The following is a 17,090-nucleotide window of genomic DNA, read 5'->3' on the forward strand; positions in this document are numbered from 1 at the left end:
ACAAAAACGTCTTCAGTACAAGCAAAAACGCCGCCAGAAAAGGCGGCGTTTTTTACAGCAGCGCGTCCATAATCAATTTTTAAAACTCAGAAAAAAGACACCTGGCTGGTACGAGGCAAATCACCCAAAGCGCCAATCTCATACAGATTTTCCATAATGGTGCTGGAAGCTCCCGTCGCAGCCTGAAGTTCTTCGGCAGACAAATACTGTTGACCGCCCATTGTCGCACGCTCCAGTTCATTGGCGACCGACTCGCCTAACCCTTTCATCGCCATATACGGCAATCGGATTTTTCCATCCTCTACCACATACACCTTTGCACGGCTTTTGCCGATTCGAATCGGGGCAAATTCGTAACCGCGCTGAAGCATCTCATTGACCATCTGAAGCGCGGCAAGAATATTTTCATCCTTTGGGTTCTTTTTATCGCTTTCACGAATACGCTGATTTACTTCCTTCATGTGCTGCCGTGCCACCTTGACCCCGCCGACAGCCGCTTCATAGTCAATATCCTCTCCGCGTACGGTGAAGTGTGTGGCATAAAATTCCAGCGGATGATAGACTTTAAACCACATCAGGCGCACAGCTGCCATCAGGTAGGCGACCGCATGTCCTTTCGGGAACATATATTTGATTTTTTTGCAGCTGTCCAAATACCATTCGGGGACATCATGCTCCCGCAGCATATCCTCAACCCCTTCAGGGAAACCGCCCTTGGCCACCTTTCCCTTTCGGGTAAGCTCCATAATGGTAAAGGCCTGTTTGGGCTCGACCCCTTTATACAGAAGGTAGGTCATGATGCTGTCACGGGTGCCAATTACGTCGGAAATAGTACACACACCGTCTTTGATCAGATCCTGCGCGTTGCCGCTCCAAACGTCTGTTCCGTGAGAAAGGCCTGAAATTTGAATCAGGTCGGAAAAACTTTTGGGCTGCGCTTCAATCAACATGTTGCGCACGAAGTTTGTTCCCATTTCGGGAATTCCGAACGTGCCGGTCTTGCTGTCAATCTGCTCTTCCGTCACGCCCAGTGCCTCCGGAGATGTCAGCAGAGAAATCACCCGCTGATCGTTCATCGGCACATCTTCCATCTTGATGCCCGTCATATCCTCAAGATATTTGTACATAGTTGGAACGTCGTGCCCCAGCTCGTCCAGTTTGAGGATCGTATCATGCAGATATTTGAATTCGAAATGAGTGGTGATCAACCCTTTTTCCTTATCATCCGCAGGATGCTGAATCGGGCAGAAATCAAACACATCGTAATTGCTCGGCACAACGACCATGCCACCCGGGTGCTGTCCGGTGGTGCGCTTGACACCCACACAGCCCTGCACCAGCCGGTTTTCCTCTGCACGATTGACGGTTTTGTCGCGTTCCGAGAGATATTTTTTCACATAACCGTAGGCGGTCTTATCCTGCAGACCGGAAATGGTTCCCGCCTTGAAGACGTGGTCCTTGCCAAAAATGTCTTCTGTATAGCGATGAATCCGGGACTGCACATCACCGGAAAAGTTCAGGTCAATATCCGGTTCCTTGTCTCCGTCGAACCCCAAAAACGTTTCGAACGGAATCTCGTGGCCGTCAACCAGGCACTTGGTCCCGCAATGAGGGCAATTTTTATCCGGCAAGTCGAATCCGTCCGCAACCGAGCCATCTGTATAAAAATAGCTCCATTTGCACTTGGGGCACAAATAATGCGGCGGCAAACTGTTCACTTCGGAAATACCGGAAAAATGCGCGACCGCAGAAGAACCTACCGATCCTCGGGAGCCGACCAGATAACCATACTCTTCGCTCTTTTGAACCAGCTTCTGCGCAATGACATACAGAACGGCAAATCCGTGTTTGATGATTGAATCCAATTCACGATGAAGCCGCGTTTCCAAAAGTTCTGGAAGAGGATCTCCGTAACGGGCCTTTGCATTGTTCATTGTGTCCTGACGCAGCGTATCATCCGCGCCTTCAATGGTGGGCGTATACAATCCTTTCGGGATGGCGCGCACCTCTCCATCAATCATATCGGCAATGCGATTGGGATTGGTCACAACGATCTCGTAGGCCTTTTCCGGCGGCAAATAGCCGAACTGTGCCAGCATATCATCTGTCGTACGGAAATACAAAGGCGCCTGATTATCCGCATCTTTAAAGCCGTTCCCGGCCTGCAGAACTGCGCGGTATATGGCGTCTTCCGGCTCCGTAAAGTGCACGTCACCGGTCGCAACTACCGGCTTGTGCAACTTCTCGCCAATTTCAATAATGGTTTTGTTGAACTCCTGTACCTTTTCGATGCTGTCCACCATATGTTCCCGCACCATAAAGGCATTGTTGCCCAGAGGCTGCACTTCCAAGAAGTCGTAATAAGATGCAATTTTGCACAGTTCGTCGAAGCTTCTTCCTTCCAAAATTGCACGGTACAACTCGCCGGCCTCACAGGCTGACCCAATGATCAGGCCCTCCCGATACCGGTTCAGCAAACTGCGCGGCACACGCGGCACTTTAAAGAAGTAATCCATATGTGCCGCCGATACAATCCGATATAAATTTTTCAAGCCTGCAGAATTCTGCACCAGAATAATCAGATGGAAGTTCTTTTTGGCCAGTGCTCTTGTGCCGCCCAGCCCCGTATTGACCTGCTCCAGCGTTGTCACACCACGCAGCGCCAGATCTTCAATTTCCTTGACAAAAATCTGTGCTAAGGCACGAGCATCGTCACAGGCACGATGATGATTGAACGGCGGGATCTCCAAATATTTTCCAATGGTATCCAGCTTGTAATTACGCAATCCGGCATAAAGCGCCTGCGATAAAGGAAGCGTATCCAGATAAGTATTTTCAAATGGAATGCCGTACCGTTCCGCAGCTGCTTTCAAAAAACGAATATCAAAGCCATGTGCGTTGTGCGCTACCAGCGGTCTTCCTTCGACAAATTTTAAAAATGCACGAACAGCCTCTTCCTGACCCGGAGCATCCGCCACCATTTCATCTGTAATTCCGGTCAGCTGCACCACTTTCTCCGGAATATGACAACCGGGGTTGGCAAACGCATTATAGCTCTCGGTGATTTCGCCGTTTTCCACGACCACCGCGCCAATTTCCGTGATAAAACAATCCTGTGGAGACAAACCGGTCGTTTCCAAGTCAAACACGACAAAAGACTGATGCATATCACCGCCTGCCGAACCGTATACGACCGGGACCATATCATCCACGAAATAAGCTTCGCATCCGTAAATCAGTTTGAAATCCGGATCTTTTTTGTGAATGCCGTCCACAGCCAGCATCGCTTCCGGGTATCCCTGCACCACGCCATGATCTGTGATTGCAACAGCACGATGTCCCATTCGGTGCGCAATCTTAACAATTTCGCCGGGGGAGCAAAAGCCGTCCATGCTGCTGAGTTTTGTATGAAGATGCAGCTCCACACGCTTTTCCTTCGCCGTATCCTGACGCTGCTGGCGCACTACCTTAAACACATCATAAGGATAAATAACATAATCGCCTTCGTACTTGTCAAAAGTGCAATTTCCCTTTACAACCAGAGTGTCACCTGCCGACACCTCATCCCAGGGCACATTGGTCTCGTCCGCCTCCATGCGAATCTTCAAGTTGATCGATCCCGTATAATCGGTAATGGAAATGGAATAGATTTTTTTATAGTTCCCCTTGATCTCCGTAAAGAAGACATCGCCCCAAACGGTAATCTTATTGGAATCCGGACCGATATCTTTCAAGGCCGTCAAATCAGTCGGCTGGAAATGATGCCCCACCAAAAGCTTTGCCGGAGCTCCCGGTTCCAGCGCAAGTCCCGGTACCTTCAGCGAATCCAGTTCATCCTTTTTCTTGAACTGAACAACAGGCACTTTCTCCATAACGCTCTTTTCCAGCTCCTCAGCGGAAATCACGTCACTGCTGGAAAGTGTGACGGTCGGGCGTGTCCCCGTGCGCTCTGCGATCAAGTCTTCTAATTTCGAGTGAAATTCAATCTCATTCAAAATCAAGACGCCGTTTTTCACCTGAATATGAATGCGCGTTCCATCCAGAGACACAACAGCACCGCTTAAAAAGCCGTTTACCGGCAAACCGTATTCTTTTAATTCTTCTGCAAAATCCAGCACAGACTGTGCCGTGATCATTGCATAAGGAAAATGGCCCTGCAACTTAATTGCAAAGCCTTCAAAGAGCGGCTCCAGTGACACTGCAAGCCGCTCTTTCATCTGCCGTTCAACCGGCGCACATGTACTGTAAACAATCGTTACCGTTCTTTTTTTTCGGTCGGCAACCACGCGCTCCACCAGCGCACCGGCAAAACCGGCAGCAAAGTCCGGGTCCGCATTAAACTGCGGCCATAATTGCGTTAATAAAGGTTTCATGCTTATTGTTACACCAGTTTTTCAATTTCCGCACAAAGCTGTCCTACAATATCGCCCTGAAGCATTCGAATCTGCTTGCCTTTGACAAACAGCATCGCACAGTCTTTTCCGCCGGCGATTCCGATATCTGCTTCTTTGGCTTCTCCGGGGCCATTGACTACACAGCCCATCACGGCAACTTTCAGCTGCTTTTTACAGCCGCGAAGGCGCCGTTCCACCTCATCGGCGATCTGAGCAACAGCAATGTTGGTCCGTCCGCAGGTGGGACAGCTGATAACTTCCGGCCCCGCAACGAAATGTCCGGCTGCCCGCAAAATATCATAACCCGCCTGTACTTCTTTTTCCGGATCATCCGTCAAAGAAACGCGCAGCGTATCTCCAATTCCTTCCATCAGCAAGCCGCCAATTCCCATAGCTGACTTAATCAAGCCCATACGATACGTTCCTGCCTCAGTCACGCCAATGTGAAGCGGATAATCGCATTGCTCGCTCAGCAGTCGGTACGCCTGCATCATCACCGGAACATTGGAGGATTTAATGGAAATCACAATATCGTGGAAATCATGCTTTTCCAAAAGTGAGACATGATACATCGCACTCTCTACCAGGGCTTCCGGCGTCACCTTTCCGTACTTTGCCAGGATATCCTTCTCCAAACTGCCGCCATTGACACCGATTCGAATGGGGATGCCGTGCTCTTTACAAGCCTGTGCCACCAAACCGACCCGCTCATCACTTCCGATATTGCCCGGGTTAATACGAATTTTATCGACTCCGGCATCCACACAAGCCAGTGCTGCTCGATAATCAAAATGAATATCCGCTACAATCGGAACATGGACGGCTTGTTTCAATGCCGCAACGATTCCCGCATCCTGCGCAGTGGGTACCGTAACACGAATCAGCTGGCAGCCTGCACTTTCCAGCCGTTTTGCCTGCTCTACATTTCCCTGCACATCCGAGACCGGAACATTCAGCATGCTTTGGACTGCAATCGGACAATCTCCTCCGATGGCCATATTCCCTATTTTAACAACCCGTGTTTTTTTACGCATTCGCTTCTTCCCCCTACGGCAAAAGCTTTGTAATATCATTAAATGTTGCAAATATCATCAAACCGATCAGCAAAACGAAACCGGCAGCGTTTACAGCGATTTCGTATTTCTGCTGAATGGGTTTTCTCCGAATCGCTTCCAAAATCAGAAACACCAAACGACCACCATCCAGCGCCGGCACCGGAAGCAAATTGAAAATTCCCAGATTGATGGTAATCAACGCCAGCAAGAGCAAAAGCGGACGCAGCCCCAAAGAAGAAGCCTGCCCAATTGCACTGACGATTCCAACAGGACCGGACAAATTATTCACCGCAATGCGTCCGGTGACTAAATCCGTAAAGCTCAAAATCACCATGCGCGCCAGTGACAGCGTCCAGTTTCCAGCTTCTTTTAAAACATTCACCACGGTCTTTTCAATGGGATAGACCTTAAAATCAATCACAAGATACTGCTGTCCATCCTGCTCTGCGGTTTCAAACACAACATCTTCCAGAGTGATTTTCTCACCATTCCGCAATACGGTGAGGTCCGCAGTTCCTTCCTGTGTACGTGCGAATTCATAACTCACATCATTGGCCACAAAGCATCGACGCCCGTTCACGGCCAGAATGGTATCTCCGACTTGCAGACCGTGCTGCTGTGTCGATGCATTCGGATAAAATTCCGCAACCGTCCGGCTGACGATGCTGCTTTCCATGGAAACCACAACGATCAGGACCAAAAAGCCAAGGATCAAGTTCATACATGCGCCGGCAACTGTCACCAGAATCCGATTTCCCACGGGAGCTTTGGTAAACGAACCCTCGTCATCACTCTCTTCGTCCTCGCCTTCCATGCTGACGAAACCGCCAATCGGAAGAAGGCGAATGGCATAAACAGTGTCCTTACGCTTAAAGCGAAACAGCGTTGGCCCCATGCCAATGGCAAATTCTTCAACGGTAATGCCGCTGAATTTCGCCGTCAGAAAGTGGCCTAATTCATGAATAAAAATAACGATTCCAAATACAAAAATTGAAGCAAGTGCCGTCAGCAGCCAGGAGGCCACACCACCACCGCCTTTCTAAGAATCAAATATGCTCTAAAACATATGCGCGGGCCATGCGATCACATTCGTAAACGTCCTGTACCGTATAACTGCCCGCAAAATTTTCACTTTCTACAATTCCCTCTACCAATTCCCCAATCTTCAGGAATGAAATTTTATCCTCCAGGAACAAACGAACCGCTTCTTCATTTGCTCCATTGGCAGCACAAGGAGCCAGACCGCCCTTGCTGATCGCTTTCTTGCAAGCCGCCAGACAACGGAATGTCTCTTCGTCCGCCACATCGAACGTAATAGATGAAAGTTTTGTAAAATCCAATTCCGGGGCCGGTCCCGGAACACGTTCCGGCCAGGTCAGCGCATATTGAATGGGAATGCGCATATCCGGAACACCCAATTGTGCCAGAATGGAATGATCAGCAAACTGAACCATAGAATGGATAATGCTTTGCCGTTGCACCACAATTTGCACCTTTTCCGGCGGCAGCCCAAACAGCCACACCGCTTCGATCAATTCCAAGCCTTTGTTCATTAATGTAGCGGAATCGATGGTTATTTTATTCCCCATGCTCCAGTTGGGATGCCGCAGGGCATCCTGCCGGGTTGCATGTTGCAGTTCAGCCTTCGTTTTCCCGAAAAACGGACCGCCGGAAGCAGTCAAAAGGATCTTTTGCAAAGTTTTGGCCGAATGAGCATCCTGCAAACACTGAAAAATGGCAGAATGTTCACTGTCTACCGGAAGAAGCCGAGCCTGTTTTCTTTTAGCGGTTTCCGTCACTAAATAACCGCCTGTCACAAGGCTCTCCTTATTTGCCAGTGCCACATCGATTCCCTGCTCCAAGGCAGCCAAAGTTGCAGGCAGACCGGCAATTCCTACCACCGCATTCAGAACAATATCCGCCTGCGGCATTGCAGCCAGTTCTTCCAGTCCCTCTTTTCCGCACAGAAGCTTCGGCGCGTTCGCCATGCCGTCCAGCAGTGTCCGCATTTTTTTAGCTGCTTCGTCATCTACTACAGCCACTACTGCCGGTGAAAACTGCTGAATCTGTTTGAACAGAAGCGACACATTGCTGTGCGCTGCCAGTCCATATACTTCATATCCCTGCGCCTGAATCACGTCCAGACTTTGTGTTCCGATAGAACCGGTAGATCCCAATAAGGTAATTTTTTTTGCCATTACAAACTCCTCTTTTAACCCGGCAACGCTCCCTGGGGCAAATGCATCAGCGTCAGCACCACAAAAGGAGCAACAAACATTACACTGTCAAATCGATCCATAATTCCGCCATGGCCCGGGAAAATGGTGCCATAATCCTTGATGCCGCACTGCCTTTTAACCACAGATGCCGTCAAATCCCCCAGAATTCCAAGCAGCGAACTGATGGCCCCCAACAGAGCTACAATGACGTAATAATGATTTCCCCAGGCGGAAAGAAGTGTCGGCTGATCGTGTGCTGCTGCATAGATAACTGTAATGAGAAGGCCTACAAGAACACTGCCTAAAACACCTCCGATTGCCCCTTCCACCGTCTTATGCGGGCTGACAATCGGTGCAAGTTTGTGTTTTCCAAACGCCCTTCCCGCAAAATAAGCGCAAGTATCTCCACCCCAGGCGAAACCAAGAATCAGCAGCAACACATAAATACTTTCCAGTGAATCTGGGAACATTCCGCGCACGTGCAGAACCGATGCGAAGCATGCGAGGATCACCGCCGAAAAAAGCGTAGTTCCAGCCACTTTGGCAAACGAGAGTGTTTGTGAATGAGAAATCACACAACAAGCCAAATAGGCCATCATCACATAACCGGCAATCCAAATCCAGCGAGACGTCGCTAACGCATCGCTGAACATTACTACAGCCGTCAGTGGAACAAATGCAGCATAGACATAAGGTGCTTTCAATTGAAAAGCGTCATACACCTCATGAATGGCAATCAATACCACCGCCATCAATACAAAGTTAAAAAGAACTGTGTCAAAAAAACACAATACAATCGCCAAAACTCCCAAACCTACAATTGAAGTAATGACACGCACTTTCATTTCAAACTCTCCACTTCTGTCAGATTCCGCCAAAACGCCGGCTGCGGTGATTGAATTCATCTATCGCCCGATCCAAGTCTGCTCGTGTAAAATCAGGCCATAAAACATCCATATCCACAAACTCCGCGTAAGATGCCTGCCAAAGCATAAAATTGGAAAGCCGATGCTCTCCACTGGGACGCAAAATAAAATCCGGATCCTTTTGCCCAGTGGTATACATGCAATCTGACATCAGTTGCTCATTGATTTCTTCCGGCTTCAAGGTCCCCTGCTGCACGCGCCTGGCCAAAATCTGTGCGGCCCGCACGATTTCCTGACGTCCGCCGTAATTGATTGCGACATTTAATGTCGTCCCTGTGTTATGCGCTGTCTTGGTTTCAATTTCTTCCATTTGCGCCTTAAATTTTTCAGATAACGGAGAACGATCGCCCAAAAAGACAACACGGTTGTTTTCCTTCTGATAATCGTATGCCGCTGTCAAATACTCGCCAAACAGCTTCATGATGGCGTTGACTTCCTCCATGGGGCGTGCCCAGTTTTCCGTAGAAAAAGCATAAAAGGTTACACTGGCCACTTCCAGCTCATTGCAATAGCGAGTGATATCCTTAAACACTTCGGCGCCTTTTTTATGGCCGGCCGTGCGGGGAAGTCCACGCTTTTTAGCCCATCTACCATTGCCATCCATTATAATGCCAATGCTGAGTCCCTTTGCAAAATCCGGTCTTCTTTCCATGTAAGAACTTCCTTCTTTGTAAAAATGTGTGCCGCGCGTTTTGCTGGCGCGGCACACTTTTTCGCATACTTTAACAAGCTTGCTCAGATCTCCATGATCTCTTTGGTTTTTGCCTCACAAATCTTGTCGATCTCTTTGGTAAACTTATCGGTGACCTTCTGGATCTTCTCCTCCAGATCCTTCTGGTCATCCTCTGTCAAATCCCCTGCTTTTTTCATGGATTTAAATTTATCCATCGCGTCGCGGCGAATATTGCGAACAGCAATCTTTCCCTCTTCTCCCAAATGCAGCGCATCTTTCACCAGTTGTTTACGGCGCTCCTCTGTGGGAGCCGGGAACACCAGGCGCATAACGCGTCCGTCATTGGTGGGGTTGATTCCAACATCCGACGTCAGAATCGCTTTCTCAATGGGGCGCATCAAAGAAGCATCCCACGGCGTAATGGTCAGGATCCGCGCTTCGGAAACCGCGATTGCAGCCACCTGGTTAATCGGCGTTGCGGTTCCATAATAGTCCACCGTCACCTTATCCAGCACCGCCGGATTGGCACGTCCCGCGCGAATGGCAGCCAGTTCTTTTGTCAGATGACGAATGACGCCGTCCATTTTGTCTTCGTAAACTTTTGTCTCTGCGCTCATGTCAATTCTCCTCTTCTCATTTTTCAGACACAAGTGTGCCGATGGTTTCGCCGGACACCGCTTTTGCAATGTTCTCAGGATGCAAAATATCAAACACCAGAATCGGAAGGCGATTGTCACGGCACATGGTGGCCGCCGTGCTGTCCATAACTGCCAACTTGTCATTTAACACACGGCTGAATGTAAGAGTGTCATACTTCTTGGCATCGGGATATTTTTTCGGATCCTTATCGTATACGCCATCCACCATGGTCGCTTTAAAAATAATGTCCGCATTGATTTCTGCCGCACGCAGCGCGGAAGCAGTATCCGTAGAAAAGAACGGGTTACCGGTTCCGCACGCCAAAATAACGATGCGCCCTTTCTCCAAATGGCGAATGGCACGATTCCGAATATACGGCTCTGCCACTTGCTGCATATTCAGCGCTGTCTGCACGCGAACCTCAAGCCCCAAATGCTCCAAAGCATCCGCAACCGCAAGCGCATTCATCGCAGTTGCAAGCATACCGATCTGATCTGCGCGCGTGCGCTCCATCTCACCGCTGGAACGTCCACGCCAAAAGTTTCCGCCGCCTACAACAATCGCAATCTCGGCTCCCAGTTCATGTGCAGCTTTAATTCCGCCGCAAATCTCTTGAATCGTATCCACATCAAGGCCAAAGCCTGTCTTTCCAGACAATGCCTCACCACTCAGTTTCAAAAGAATCCGTTTGTATCGCACCGCCATCACAGCATCACACCTTACTGATATTTTCGTACCTATTTTACATGATTTCCACTATAAAGTAAAGATGAAAAAACAGAAACAGCCCACCGAGCCGTTTCTGTTTAATTCAATCCTTTGAAATCATTTTTAACGATATTGCGAAACAGGAAGGAATTCGCACAGCTCCGTTTTGACGCGTTCAGAAAGGACTTCTTTGCGAATCGCGCCTTTGTGGCTCGTCACCACCGGGAAGCTTTTTGCACGAATCGGAACGCAAAGCGTAAAGCACGCGCCCTGCTGAGCGCTTTCCGCCCAAAGCTTTCCACTCAGCTGTCGCGCCAGTAAGGAAGACAGATACAATCCCATTCCCGTTCCTCGCAGTTCTCCATTCGAGTCCGAAGGTTGCCAGAACTTTTCGAAGACATGCGGCAAATCTTCCCGTGCGATCCCCACGCCATTATCTCTCACCGTCACGACCATCTGTTCTTCCCGTACCGCAGCCGTGACATGGATCTCTCCGCGTCTGCCACATCGTCGGCAGCCCTTTATTGCGTTGGACACCAGGTTCAACAGAATCCGTTCTATGTATTCCATATCGCTGACCACAATTTGCGGATTGCTCAATGTATTCTGATAAAAGAAATCCACTGATTCATTCATAGTGTACGGCATTACCTGTTCAAAAAGTTCTCTTAAAAAGTCATTCAGGTCAAACGCCTGCCACTCCGGTTGCGCATAACCGCTCTCTAACCGCCCCACTTCCAAGACGTTGTCCGATACTCGAATGGCTTTGCGAAGATTTTGATCCAACACCTGCAAAAGGCGCCTGCATCGTTCTTCCAGCTCAGTCTGTTGTGCATAATGCAATTTTGCCTCAACAGTCTGTGCCGCTGCGCTCGCAACCGTCAACGGAGTTTTAATCTCCTCTGCCAACAAAATCAACGCATCTTTTCGGAGAAGATTCAGCGCCGTATCTCGTGGAGAAAGTTTTTCCAGCATGGGAAGAAGCTGCTGCGCTAAAAGCATTGTCAATTTTTCTGAAACTGCGAGGCACTCTTCCTCTACACCGCCTTCCACTGGAGAAAGCGCCACGACACCCCAATGAAAATCACCACAAAACAGCTTCAGCAAGAGCACATCCGAAAACAGCCGTTGCGTCTGCAGCTCGCGCAATAGCCCGTCCGCTTCATTGGAAAAAGGCATTGCCTGTTTTTCAAAACGTATTTCGTCATTCTCAGCTGACTTGATCCGAATCCAATTCTCCCCATTTTTGACCCAATAAGAAACCACTGTTCCAGGAAACAGACGTTCCCAGGCACGATTTGCACACTCCAACAAGGATGCTATATCCTGCGCCAGCACAACGGTTTCCATATAGTTGCGCAGTGTCTCTTTTGCCAACGAAGCTTTCTGCATGAGATGGTCCTTTCTTCACAATTTATATTTTATCTGTACGCCCGCAGCAAGCATGAACAGGAAATCTGCATTGGCCAGATGTTTGGTTCCTTCAATATGGGACAGGCGCAGCATCTCTTGCAAAGATTCACTGTTTTGTTGAAAAATTCGTTTGATCACTTTGCGCATAGCACTTTCGACGCATGATTCCGTAGTATTATGTCTTTTTGTGAGGATTTGATAAAGCTCTTCCATCCGAGGATAAGGCTTTCCCTGCGACAAAAGGATCAATAATGCGTCCGCAAGATAAGTACATCCCAATAATTTCATTCCCACTTCAAAGGACAACACCACTTGCGTCACAAGTGTCTCCAAATCGTCACGAAGCGGTTCCCGCTGCTGCGCTACGCGCCGGATGCGTTCCATCAAGTAAGAAAGATTGACCGGGCGAGGCACAAAGCAGTCTACGCCGCAACGAGTGAACTCTTTGCAAATCTGGTCACGCAAGTCTGAACAGCCCACGATCACGTGTACAGATTTTGAAAATGGCATTTTCCGAAAAGCATCCAAAAAATACGTCCACTCTTCATAAGGAGCATCCAGACCAATCAGCAAGACATCCGGGCTCAGTTGTTCCAGCTGCCCCAGCGCCCTCTCTGCACAAGACGCACTCCCACAAAGTTCAATACCATCCTGCTCTTGCAAATACTCCGGAAAAATCATCCTCATCATTGGATTTGCATCAAGCAAAAACACGCGAATCGGAGATCCACCTACCTCTTTCACTTATTACTCCCTCTCATTTCCCTGCTCAAGTTTCTCCAAAAGTCCCTGACTGCAGATATCTTGCATGATGCTTTCCAAATGCACAGGCAAAACAGCATTCTCATACAAAAAGCAAAGAAGCCGTCGACATTGCTGCCTCGTTGCACACAACGCACTGCAACGCGCTTCATTCACACGTCCCCGCATCGACTGTGAAATTCTGACACCATAACGCCGCGCTCCGCTATGTGCATCATCCAGCATATACCGCAATTCGCTCGATGACTGAAACGGTTCCAATTCTGTCAGCGTGCGTTCATACACGACCTCACAGCACTCCATTTGTTATTCCTCCACTTGCACCAAATTCGCCGATAAACGACTGATTTTAGTGTACGAAAACACTCGAAATATGTGCAAGTGGAAATAATCGACTTTTTTCGGCTCGAGATTTTTGAGTCACAAAAGCTTTTTTCTATTTTAACATATCAGCCGTACGTGCAAAAGAGGCATCAAAAAACTTTTGTTTTTACGCAAAAAAAGCTTGACATTCACTCTCGAAAGGAGTAATCTATATAAGCAATCTGTTTGGACAGACAGATGAGGGCCCGTAGCGCAGCTGGGAGCGCGTACGGTTCGCATCCGTAAGGTCGAGGGTTCGATCCCCTTCGGGTCCACCAAAAACGCAACTTTGTTTTCAAAGTTGCGTTTTTTATTTTTTATCAACACAAACAATCCGTTTTGGTAGACACTGATTTCTATTGCTTATATTTTCAGCGCACAACTCACCTGTAAAGTTAATACCCCTTACGCTTTTGTAACCACCTTGCAACATAGCTCTCCCTTTTATAATATACATCACGATTTTTCAAATTAGCCCGTCAATCTGTAAATCGATTTCCCTGTACATCATAATTCGCACTTGATTTGACCTTTTCTTTCTTCTTTTCTATAATAATTATGTAAAACAGGAGGGAAAGCTCATGTGGACATCGGGACTCTTAAAACACAATGCACGTCTTGTGCTTCAAGGACATATCCTGTATAGCATTCTGGCAACCGCCATACGAATTGTGTGCATTCTGTTTGTATTGAACAGCCTGTTTTTTTCAAAATTGTTCCCTCTGATTTGGGAATCGGACACTCTCCTAAAAAACGGAACATATTACACAATAATATGCGGCTCATTGTTTCTCGTGGTGCTCGCACGCATATTGATTTTTAACCCTATTTCAGTAGGCTGCAATCGTTATTTCATGGAGCAGCGGCAAGGTACACCACCCTTTGCCACAATTTTCAGCGTCTTCACAGAGCGCAGCTATTGGAACGTCGTTAAGCAGATGTTCTTTCGAGATCTTCAAATTTTTCTCTTGGCAGTGCTACTGATTGTTCCAGGCATTTACAGAGCCTACCAGTTAAGATTGGTCCCGTGGATTTTAGCAGAAAATCCCACCCTTTCCAAGCAACATACTTTTTCACTCAGCGCCATGTTGGTAAAAAACGAAATCCTTTCCCTTCTTCTTTTGGATTTATCTTTTCTGGGATGGTTTCTTTTAAGTTGTGTTACTCTTGGCATTGGCTTTTTGGGATTGCTTCCGTATTATTGGGCGACAATGGCTGAATGTTACTCTGCTTATCGAATCAAAGCATTCAGCCTAGTAGAGGAAACACGAAAGCATCTGACTGGCTTCGTCTGTTATCCGAGCATCTGATTGTTTCTAAATTGCCAGAACAAAGATGAGAACGAATTGAAAAGGGGCCGATGCAGGATGGAAAAGGATACACGCACAATTAATGCCACTGCCTCATGTCAATTTCTGATTTCACGTACCCAAGCCGCACTTGAAGAAATGCCCTTCCTTGGCCAAGCGGGAATATCCGCCAAGGACTCTGTCTTTTCTGCACTCTGCTTTACATGTCTTTATAATAACACTTCTGTTGTAAATGAACTTTTGTCAAGCTTAAATGAACCTGCTGTGGCATCTCGTGTTTCCCGTGAAAGAGTTTTTGAATTCTATTATGAATTATCAAATAAGTTAAACCAATCCGCCTCATTATCGGAATCCATGCATGCCCGTTGCCACAGAATCGCCCAATGCAGTCTTGCACAGATGGACCTTGACTTAAAGTTTCTCAATGCATATGCATCTTTTCTGGCTTCATCATTTGATCTTTGGCAACAGCTTTTTAGCTCCAATCAGGCGAATAAGCGCTCTGCTATTCATTTTTCTCCCAAATTCTTTCTGGCGATTTCCTGCGCCATCTTATGCATCGCTGCTATTCTCCTTTTTAAAACGCTGCAAACAGAGCCTGCTGCTTCTGCAAATGGCATCTCTTTTTCAGTTTCCATTGACTCGGGGGAGGATCTTTCTGACAGTCAGACTGCCCCTTCGTTCAGCCAAGGAAGTTATGAGTACTACGTAGACTACTACCAAAAAGAACACCAGGAAATGTCAGAACGAAGCAATTCGCTGATAGAGGAAAAATATTATGAGCGTCTGGAAAATGCAGACTTACCCGTATACATACAAGAGGGAGACTCATATTATCATCTTTCGGAAACCTGTCCTCAACTGCAAACTGAGCACATTTCCTGCACATTAAATGAAGCTGCCAAAAGTGGACACCCTTATCCCTGTCCTGAGTGTACCCCATAATCAATATTTTTTCATAAAATGCAAAAGCCCCGAGCTAAGTTGCTGCTCGGGGCTTTTTGCAAAGCATTATATATGGTTCAAAAGTGTGGTCAGAGAAAAATGAGAAGCCCGCAAAACCTGAGTTTTGCGGGCTTTTTTATGGTGGAGATGAGGGGAGTCGAACCCCTGTCCGAAAAGAAGTCTACGCTAGTATCTCCGGGTGCAGTTTATCTACAACATTCCCTCGGCGTCAAGCGGATAAACACGCCGGCGCTTCGGTAGCTTCATTCAGTCATGACGGCCCGCAAAGCTTAAAGCCGTTCACGTTCAGCACCTAAATGATGCCCTGGCCCCACACGGTGCTGGAGTGGGCAGGACAGCCGCCTTTAATTAGGCAGCGACAGCTAATTTATTGTTGTTAGCTATTTTTTTGAAGGAGTTTTAAGTGTGTCCCTCGACCACTACCCGCTGCTTTCGCTTTCCTCTCCCCGTCGAAACCTTTACATCCCCATGAAAAGGCTTTGGTAAAAGCCTTTTTAACGATTTTGAGATTTCAACGCACGATCAATGTCACGTTTTGCCGCACGTGCCGCCATATCGGCACGCTTGTCATAAAGCTTTTTGCCTTTGCACAAACCAAGCGCCACTTTCACTTTTCCTCGCTTGAAATAGAGTTTCAGCGGAACAATGGTATATCCTTTCAGCTTCTTTTCATCGGCCAGATGACGAATCTCCCGACGATGAACCAAAAGCTTTCGTTCCCGCAATGGATCCCGGTTGAAAATGTTCCCCTTCTCATAGGGGCTGATATGCATACCATGAACAAATAACTCGCCGTTTTCAACTTCTACCCAGGAATCCTTCAGATTTACCGTTCCAGCACGAATGCTTTTCACTTCGGTACCAACCAGCTCAATGCCAGCTTCCAGAGTTTCCATGACAAAATAGTCGTGTCGGGCTTTACGGTTTTCCGCAATCAATTTTTCAGCTGTCTGCCGCACTTCCATTTTATCACCTCCGGTGCTCTGATAGGCTATAAGAATACCTTTTTCAAATGCTTTTGTCAAGCAGAACAGAGCGAAATCTGTTCTGAATCACAATTCTTTCCGGTTGGTCAGAGAACTTCCCAACGTAACTTCATCCGCGTATTGGATATCACTGCCGACCGGAAGGCCATACGCAAGACGCGTCACCTTTACGCCCAAAGGCTTCACCAGCTTGGCAATATACATTGCCGTCGCCTCACCCTCGACCGTGGAATTCGTAGCCATAATCAATTCCTGGATTTCCCCGTCTTTCAAACGATCGAGCAATTCTTTGATACACAACTGCTCCGCCGTAATGCCGTCCATGGGAGAAAGCAGGCCATGAAGCACATGATACACCCCGCGAAAGGCACGTGTACGTTCGAACGCCGTAACATCCCTTGGGGACTCCACAACGCAAATTACACTGTGGTCCCGCCCCGCATTGGAACAAATGGCACAAATTTCATCTTCCGTGAAATTCTGACACACTTTACAGCGCCTTACCTTTGTATGCGCATCTTGAATCGCCTGCGCAAACTCCATCGCATCCTGCTTGGACATGCTTAAAACCTGATATGCGTATCGCGTGGCGCCTTTACGTCCGATACCCGGCAACTTTGCAAACTGTTCAATAAGCCGCTCCAGCGGCGCCGCCACATAAGCCATGTTTCATTCT

At 47.9% G+C, this 17,090-nt stretch carries 15 protein-coding genes, 1 tRNA gene and 1 other RNA gene; 3 read left to right on the forward strand and 14 right to left on the reverse strand.

Translation table 11 applies throughout. The annotated features are described in order from the left end of the window. Positions 1-86 precede the first annotated feature (86 nt). The 11 genes from WMO24_RS14835 to WMO24_RS14885 all read right to left on the reverse strand — a co-directional run bounded on the left by WMO24_RS14835 (position 87) and on the right by WMO24_RS14885 (position 13,092). Complete coding sequence (locus WMO24_RS14835; RefSeq protein WP_349217158.1) at positions 87-4,373, reverse strand: PolC-type DNA polymerase III; 4,287 nt, start codon at positions 4,371-4,373, stop codon at positions 87-89. 8 nt (positions 4,374-4,381) lie between these two features. Beyond that, positions 4,382-5,428, reverse strand: a complete 1,047-nt coding sequence (ispG, locus tag WMO24_RS14840) for a flavodoxin-dependent (E)-4-hydroxy-3-methylbut-2-enyl-diphosphate synthase (protein WP_349217159.1) — start codon at positions 5,426-5,428, stop codon at positions 4,382-4,384. Positions 5,429-5,441: 13 nt separating this feature from the next. After that, positions 5,442-6,473 (reverse strand): RIP metalloprotease RseP, encoded by a 1,032-nt coding sequence (gene rseP / locus WMO24_RS14845; protein ID WP_349217160.1) that lies wholly within the window; start codon positions 6,471-6,473, stop codon positions 5,442-5,444. Between the two features lie 22 nt (positions 6,474-6,495). After that, positions 6,496-7,647, reverse strand: a complete 1,152-nt coding sequence (dxr, locus tag WMO24_RS14850; RefSeq protein WP_349217161.1) for a 1-deoxy-D-xylulose-5-phosphate reductoisomerase — start codon at positions 7,645-7,647, stop codon at positions 6,496-6,498. 14 nt (positions 7,648-7,661) lie between these two features. After that, entirely contained in the window at positions 7,662-8,513 is an 852-nt protein-coding gene (locus WMO24_RS14855; RefSeq protein WP_349217162.1) for a phosphatidate cytidylyltransferase, read from the reverse strand. Positions 8,514-8,532: 19 nt separating this feature from the next. After that, entirely contained in the window at positions 8,533-9,246 is a 714-nt protein-coding gene (gene uppS / locus WMO24_RS14860; RefSeq protein WP_349217163.1) for a polyprenyl diphosphate synthase, read from the reverse strand. Positions 9,247-9,329: 83 nt separating this feature from the next. Beyond that, the gene (frr, locus tag WMO24_RS14865) at positions 9,330-9,884 is read right to left on the reverse strand and encodes a ribosome recycling factor (protein ID WP_349217164.1); all 555 of its coding nucleotides are present in this window, start codon (positions 9,882-9,884) and stop codon (positions 9,330-9,332) included. 16 nt (positions 9,885-9,900) lie between these two features. Beyond that, positions 9,901-10,611 (reverse strand): UMP kinase, encoded by a 711-nt coding sequence (gene pyrH / locus WMO24_RS14870; RefSeq protein WP_349217165.1) that lies wholly within the window; start codon positions 10,609-10,611, stop codon positions 9,901-9,903. 126 nt (positions 10,612-10,737) lie between these two features. Further along, the gene (locus WMO24_RS14875; RefSeq protein WP_349217166.1) at positions 10,738-12,006 is read right to left on the reverse strand and encodes a sensor histidine kinase; all 1,269 of its coding nucleotides are present in this window, start codon (positions 12,004-12,006) and stop codon (positions 10,738-10,740) included. A 15-nt stretch (positions 12,007-12,021) separates the two neighbouring features. Further along, the gene (locus WMO24_RS14880; RefSeq protein ID WP_349217167.1) at positions 12,022-12,771 is read right to left on the reverse strand and encodes a sporulation initiation factor Spo0A C-terminal domain-containing protein; all 750 of its coding nucleotides are present in this window, start codon (positions 12,769-12,771) and stop codon (positions 12,022-12,024) included. Between the two features lie 3 nt (positions 12,772-12,774). Continuing rightward, the gene (locus WMO24_RS14885) at positions 12,775-13,092 is read right to left on the reverse strand and encodes a DUF6514 family protein (RefSeq protein ID WP_349217168.1); all 318 of its coding nucleotides are present in this window, start codon (positions 13,090-13,092) and stop codon (positions 12,775-12,777) included. A gap of 262 nt (positions 13,093-13,354) precedes the next feature. Here WMO24_RS14885 and WMO24_RS14890 point away from each other — a divergent pair. The 3 genes from WMO24_RS14890 to WMO24_RS14900 all read left to right on the forward strand — a co-directional run bounded on the left by WMO24_RS14890 (position 13,355) and on the right by WMO24_RS14900 (position 15,407). Beyond that, positions 13,355-13,430, forward strand: a tRNA-Ala gene (locus tag WMO24_RS14890). Between the two features lie 303 nt (positions 13,431-13,733). Further along, positions 13,734-14,462, forward strand: a complete 729-nt coding sequence (locus WMO24_RS14895; RefSeq protein WP_349217169.1) for a DUF975 family protein — start codon at positions 13,734-13,736, stop codon at positions 14,460-14,462. 57 nt (positions 14,463-14,519) lie between these two features. Then, positions 14,520-15,407, forward strand: coding sequence for a hypothetical protein (locus tag WMO24_RS14900; RefSeq protein WP_349217170.1), 888 nt, complete (start codon positions 14,520-14,522; stop codon positions 15,405-15,407). A gap of 139 nt (positions 15,408-15,546) precedes the next feature. On the opposite strand, the gene ssrA is transcribed toward WMO24_RS14900, so the two are convergent. From ssrA to recR, 3 genes are all read right to left on the reverse strand, one after another. Further along, positions 15,547-15,896: a transfer-messenger RNA gene (gene ssrA / locus WMO24_RS14905) on the reverse strand. Between the two features lie 26 nt (positions 15,897-15,922). Next, on the reverse strand, positions 15,923-16,393 hold the full coding sequence (gene smpB / locus WMO24_RS14910; protein ID WP_349217203.1) for an SsrA-binding protein SmpB: 471 nt from the start codon (positions 16,391-16,393) through the stop codon (positions 15,923-15,925). Between the two features lie 87 nt (positions 16,394-16,480). Then, positions 16,481-17,080: a recombination mediator RecR gene (gene recR, locus WMO24_RS14915; RefSeq protein ID WP_349217171.1), complete on the reverse strand. Its 600-nt coding sequence runs from the start codon at positions 17,078-17,080 to the stop codon at positions 16,481-16,483. Positions 17,081-17,090 lie beyond the last annotated feature (10 nt).

The sequence above is a fragment of the Ruthenibacterium intestinale genome (assembly GCF_040096265.1).
GTDB lineage: Bacteria > Bacillota > Clostridia > Oscillospirales > Ruminococcaceae > Ruthenibacterium > Ruthenibacterium komagatae.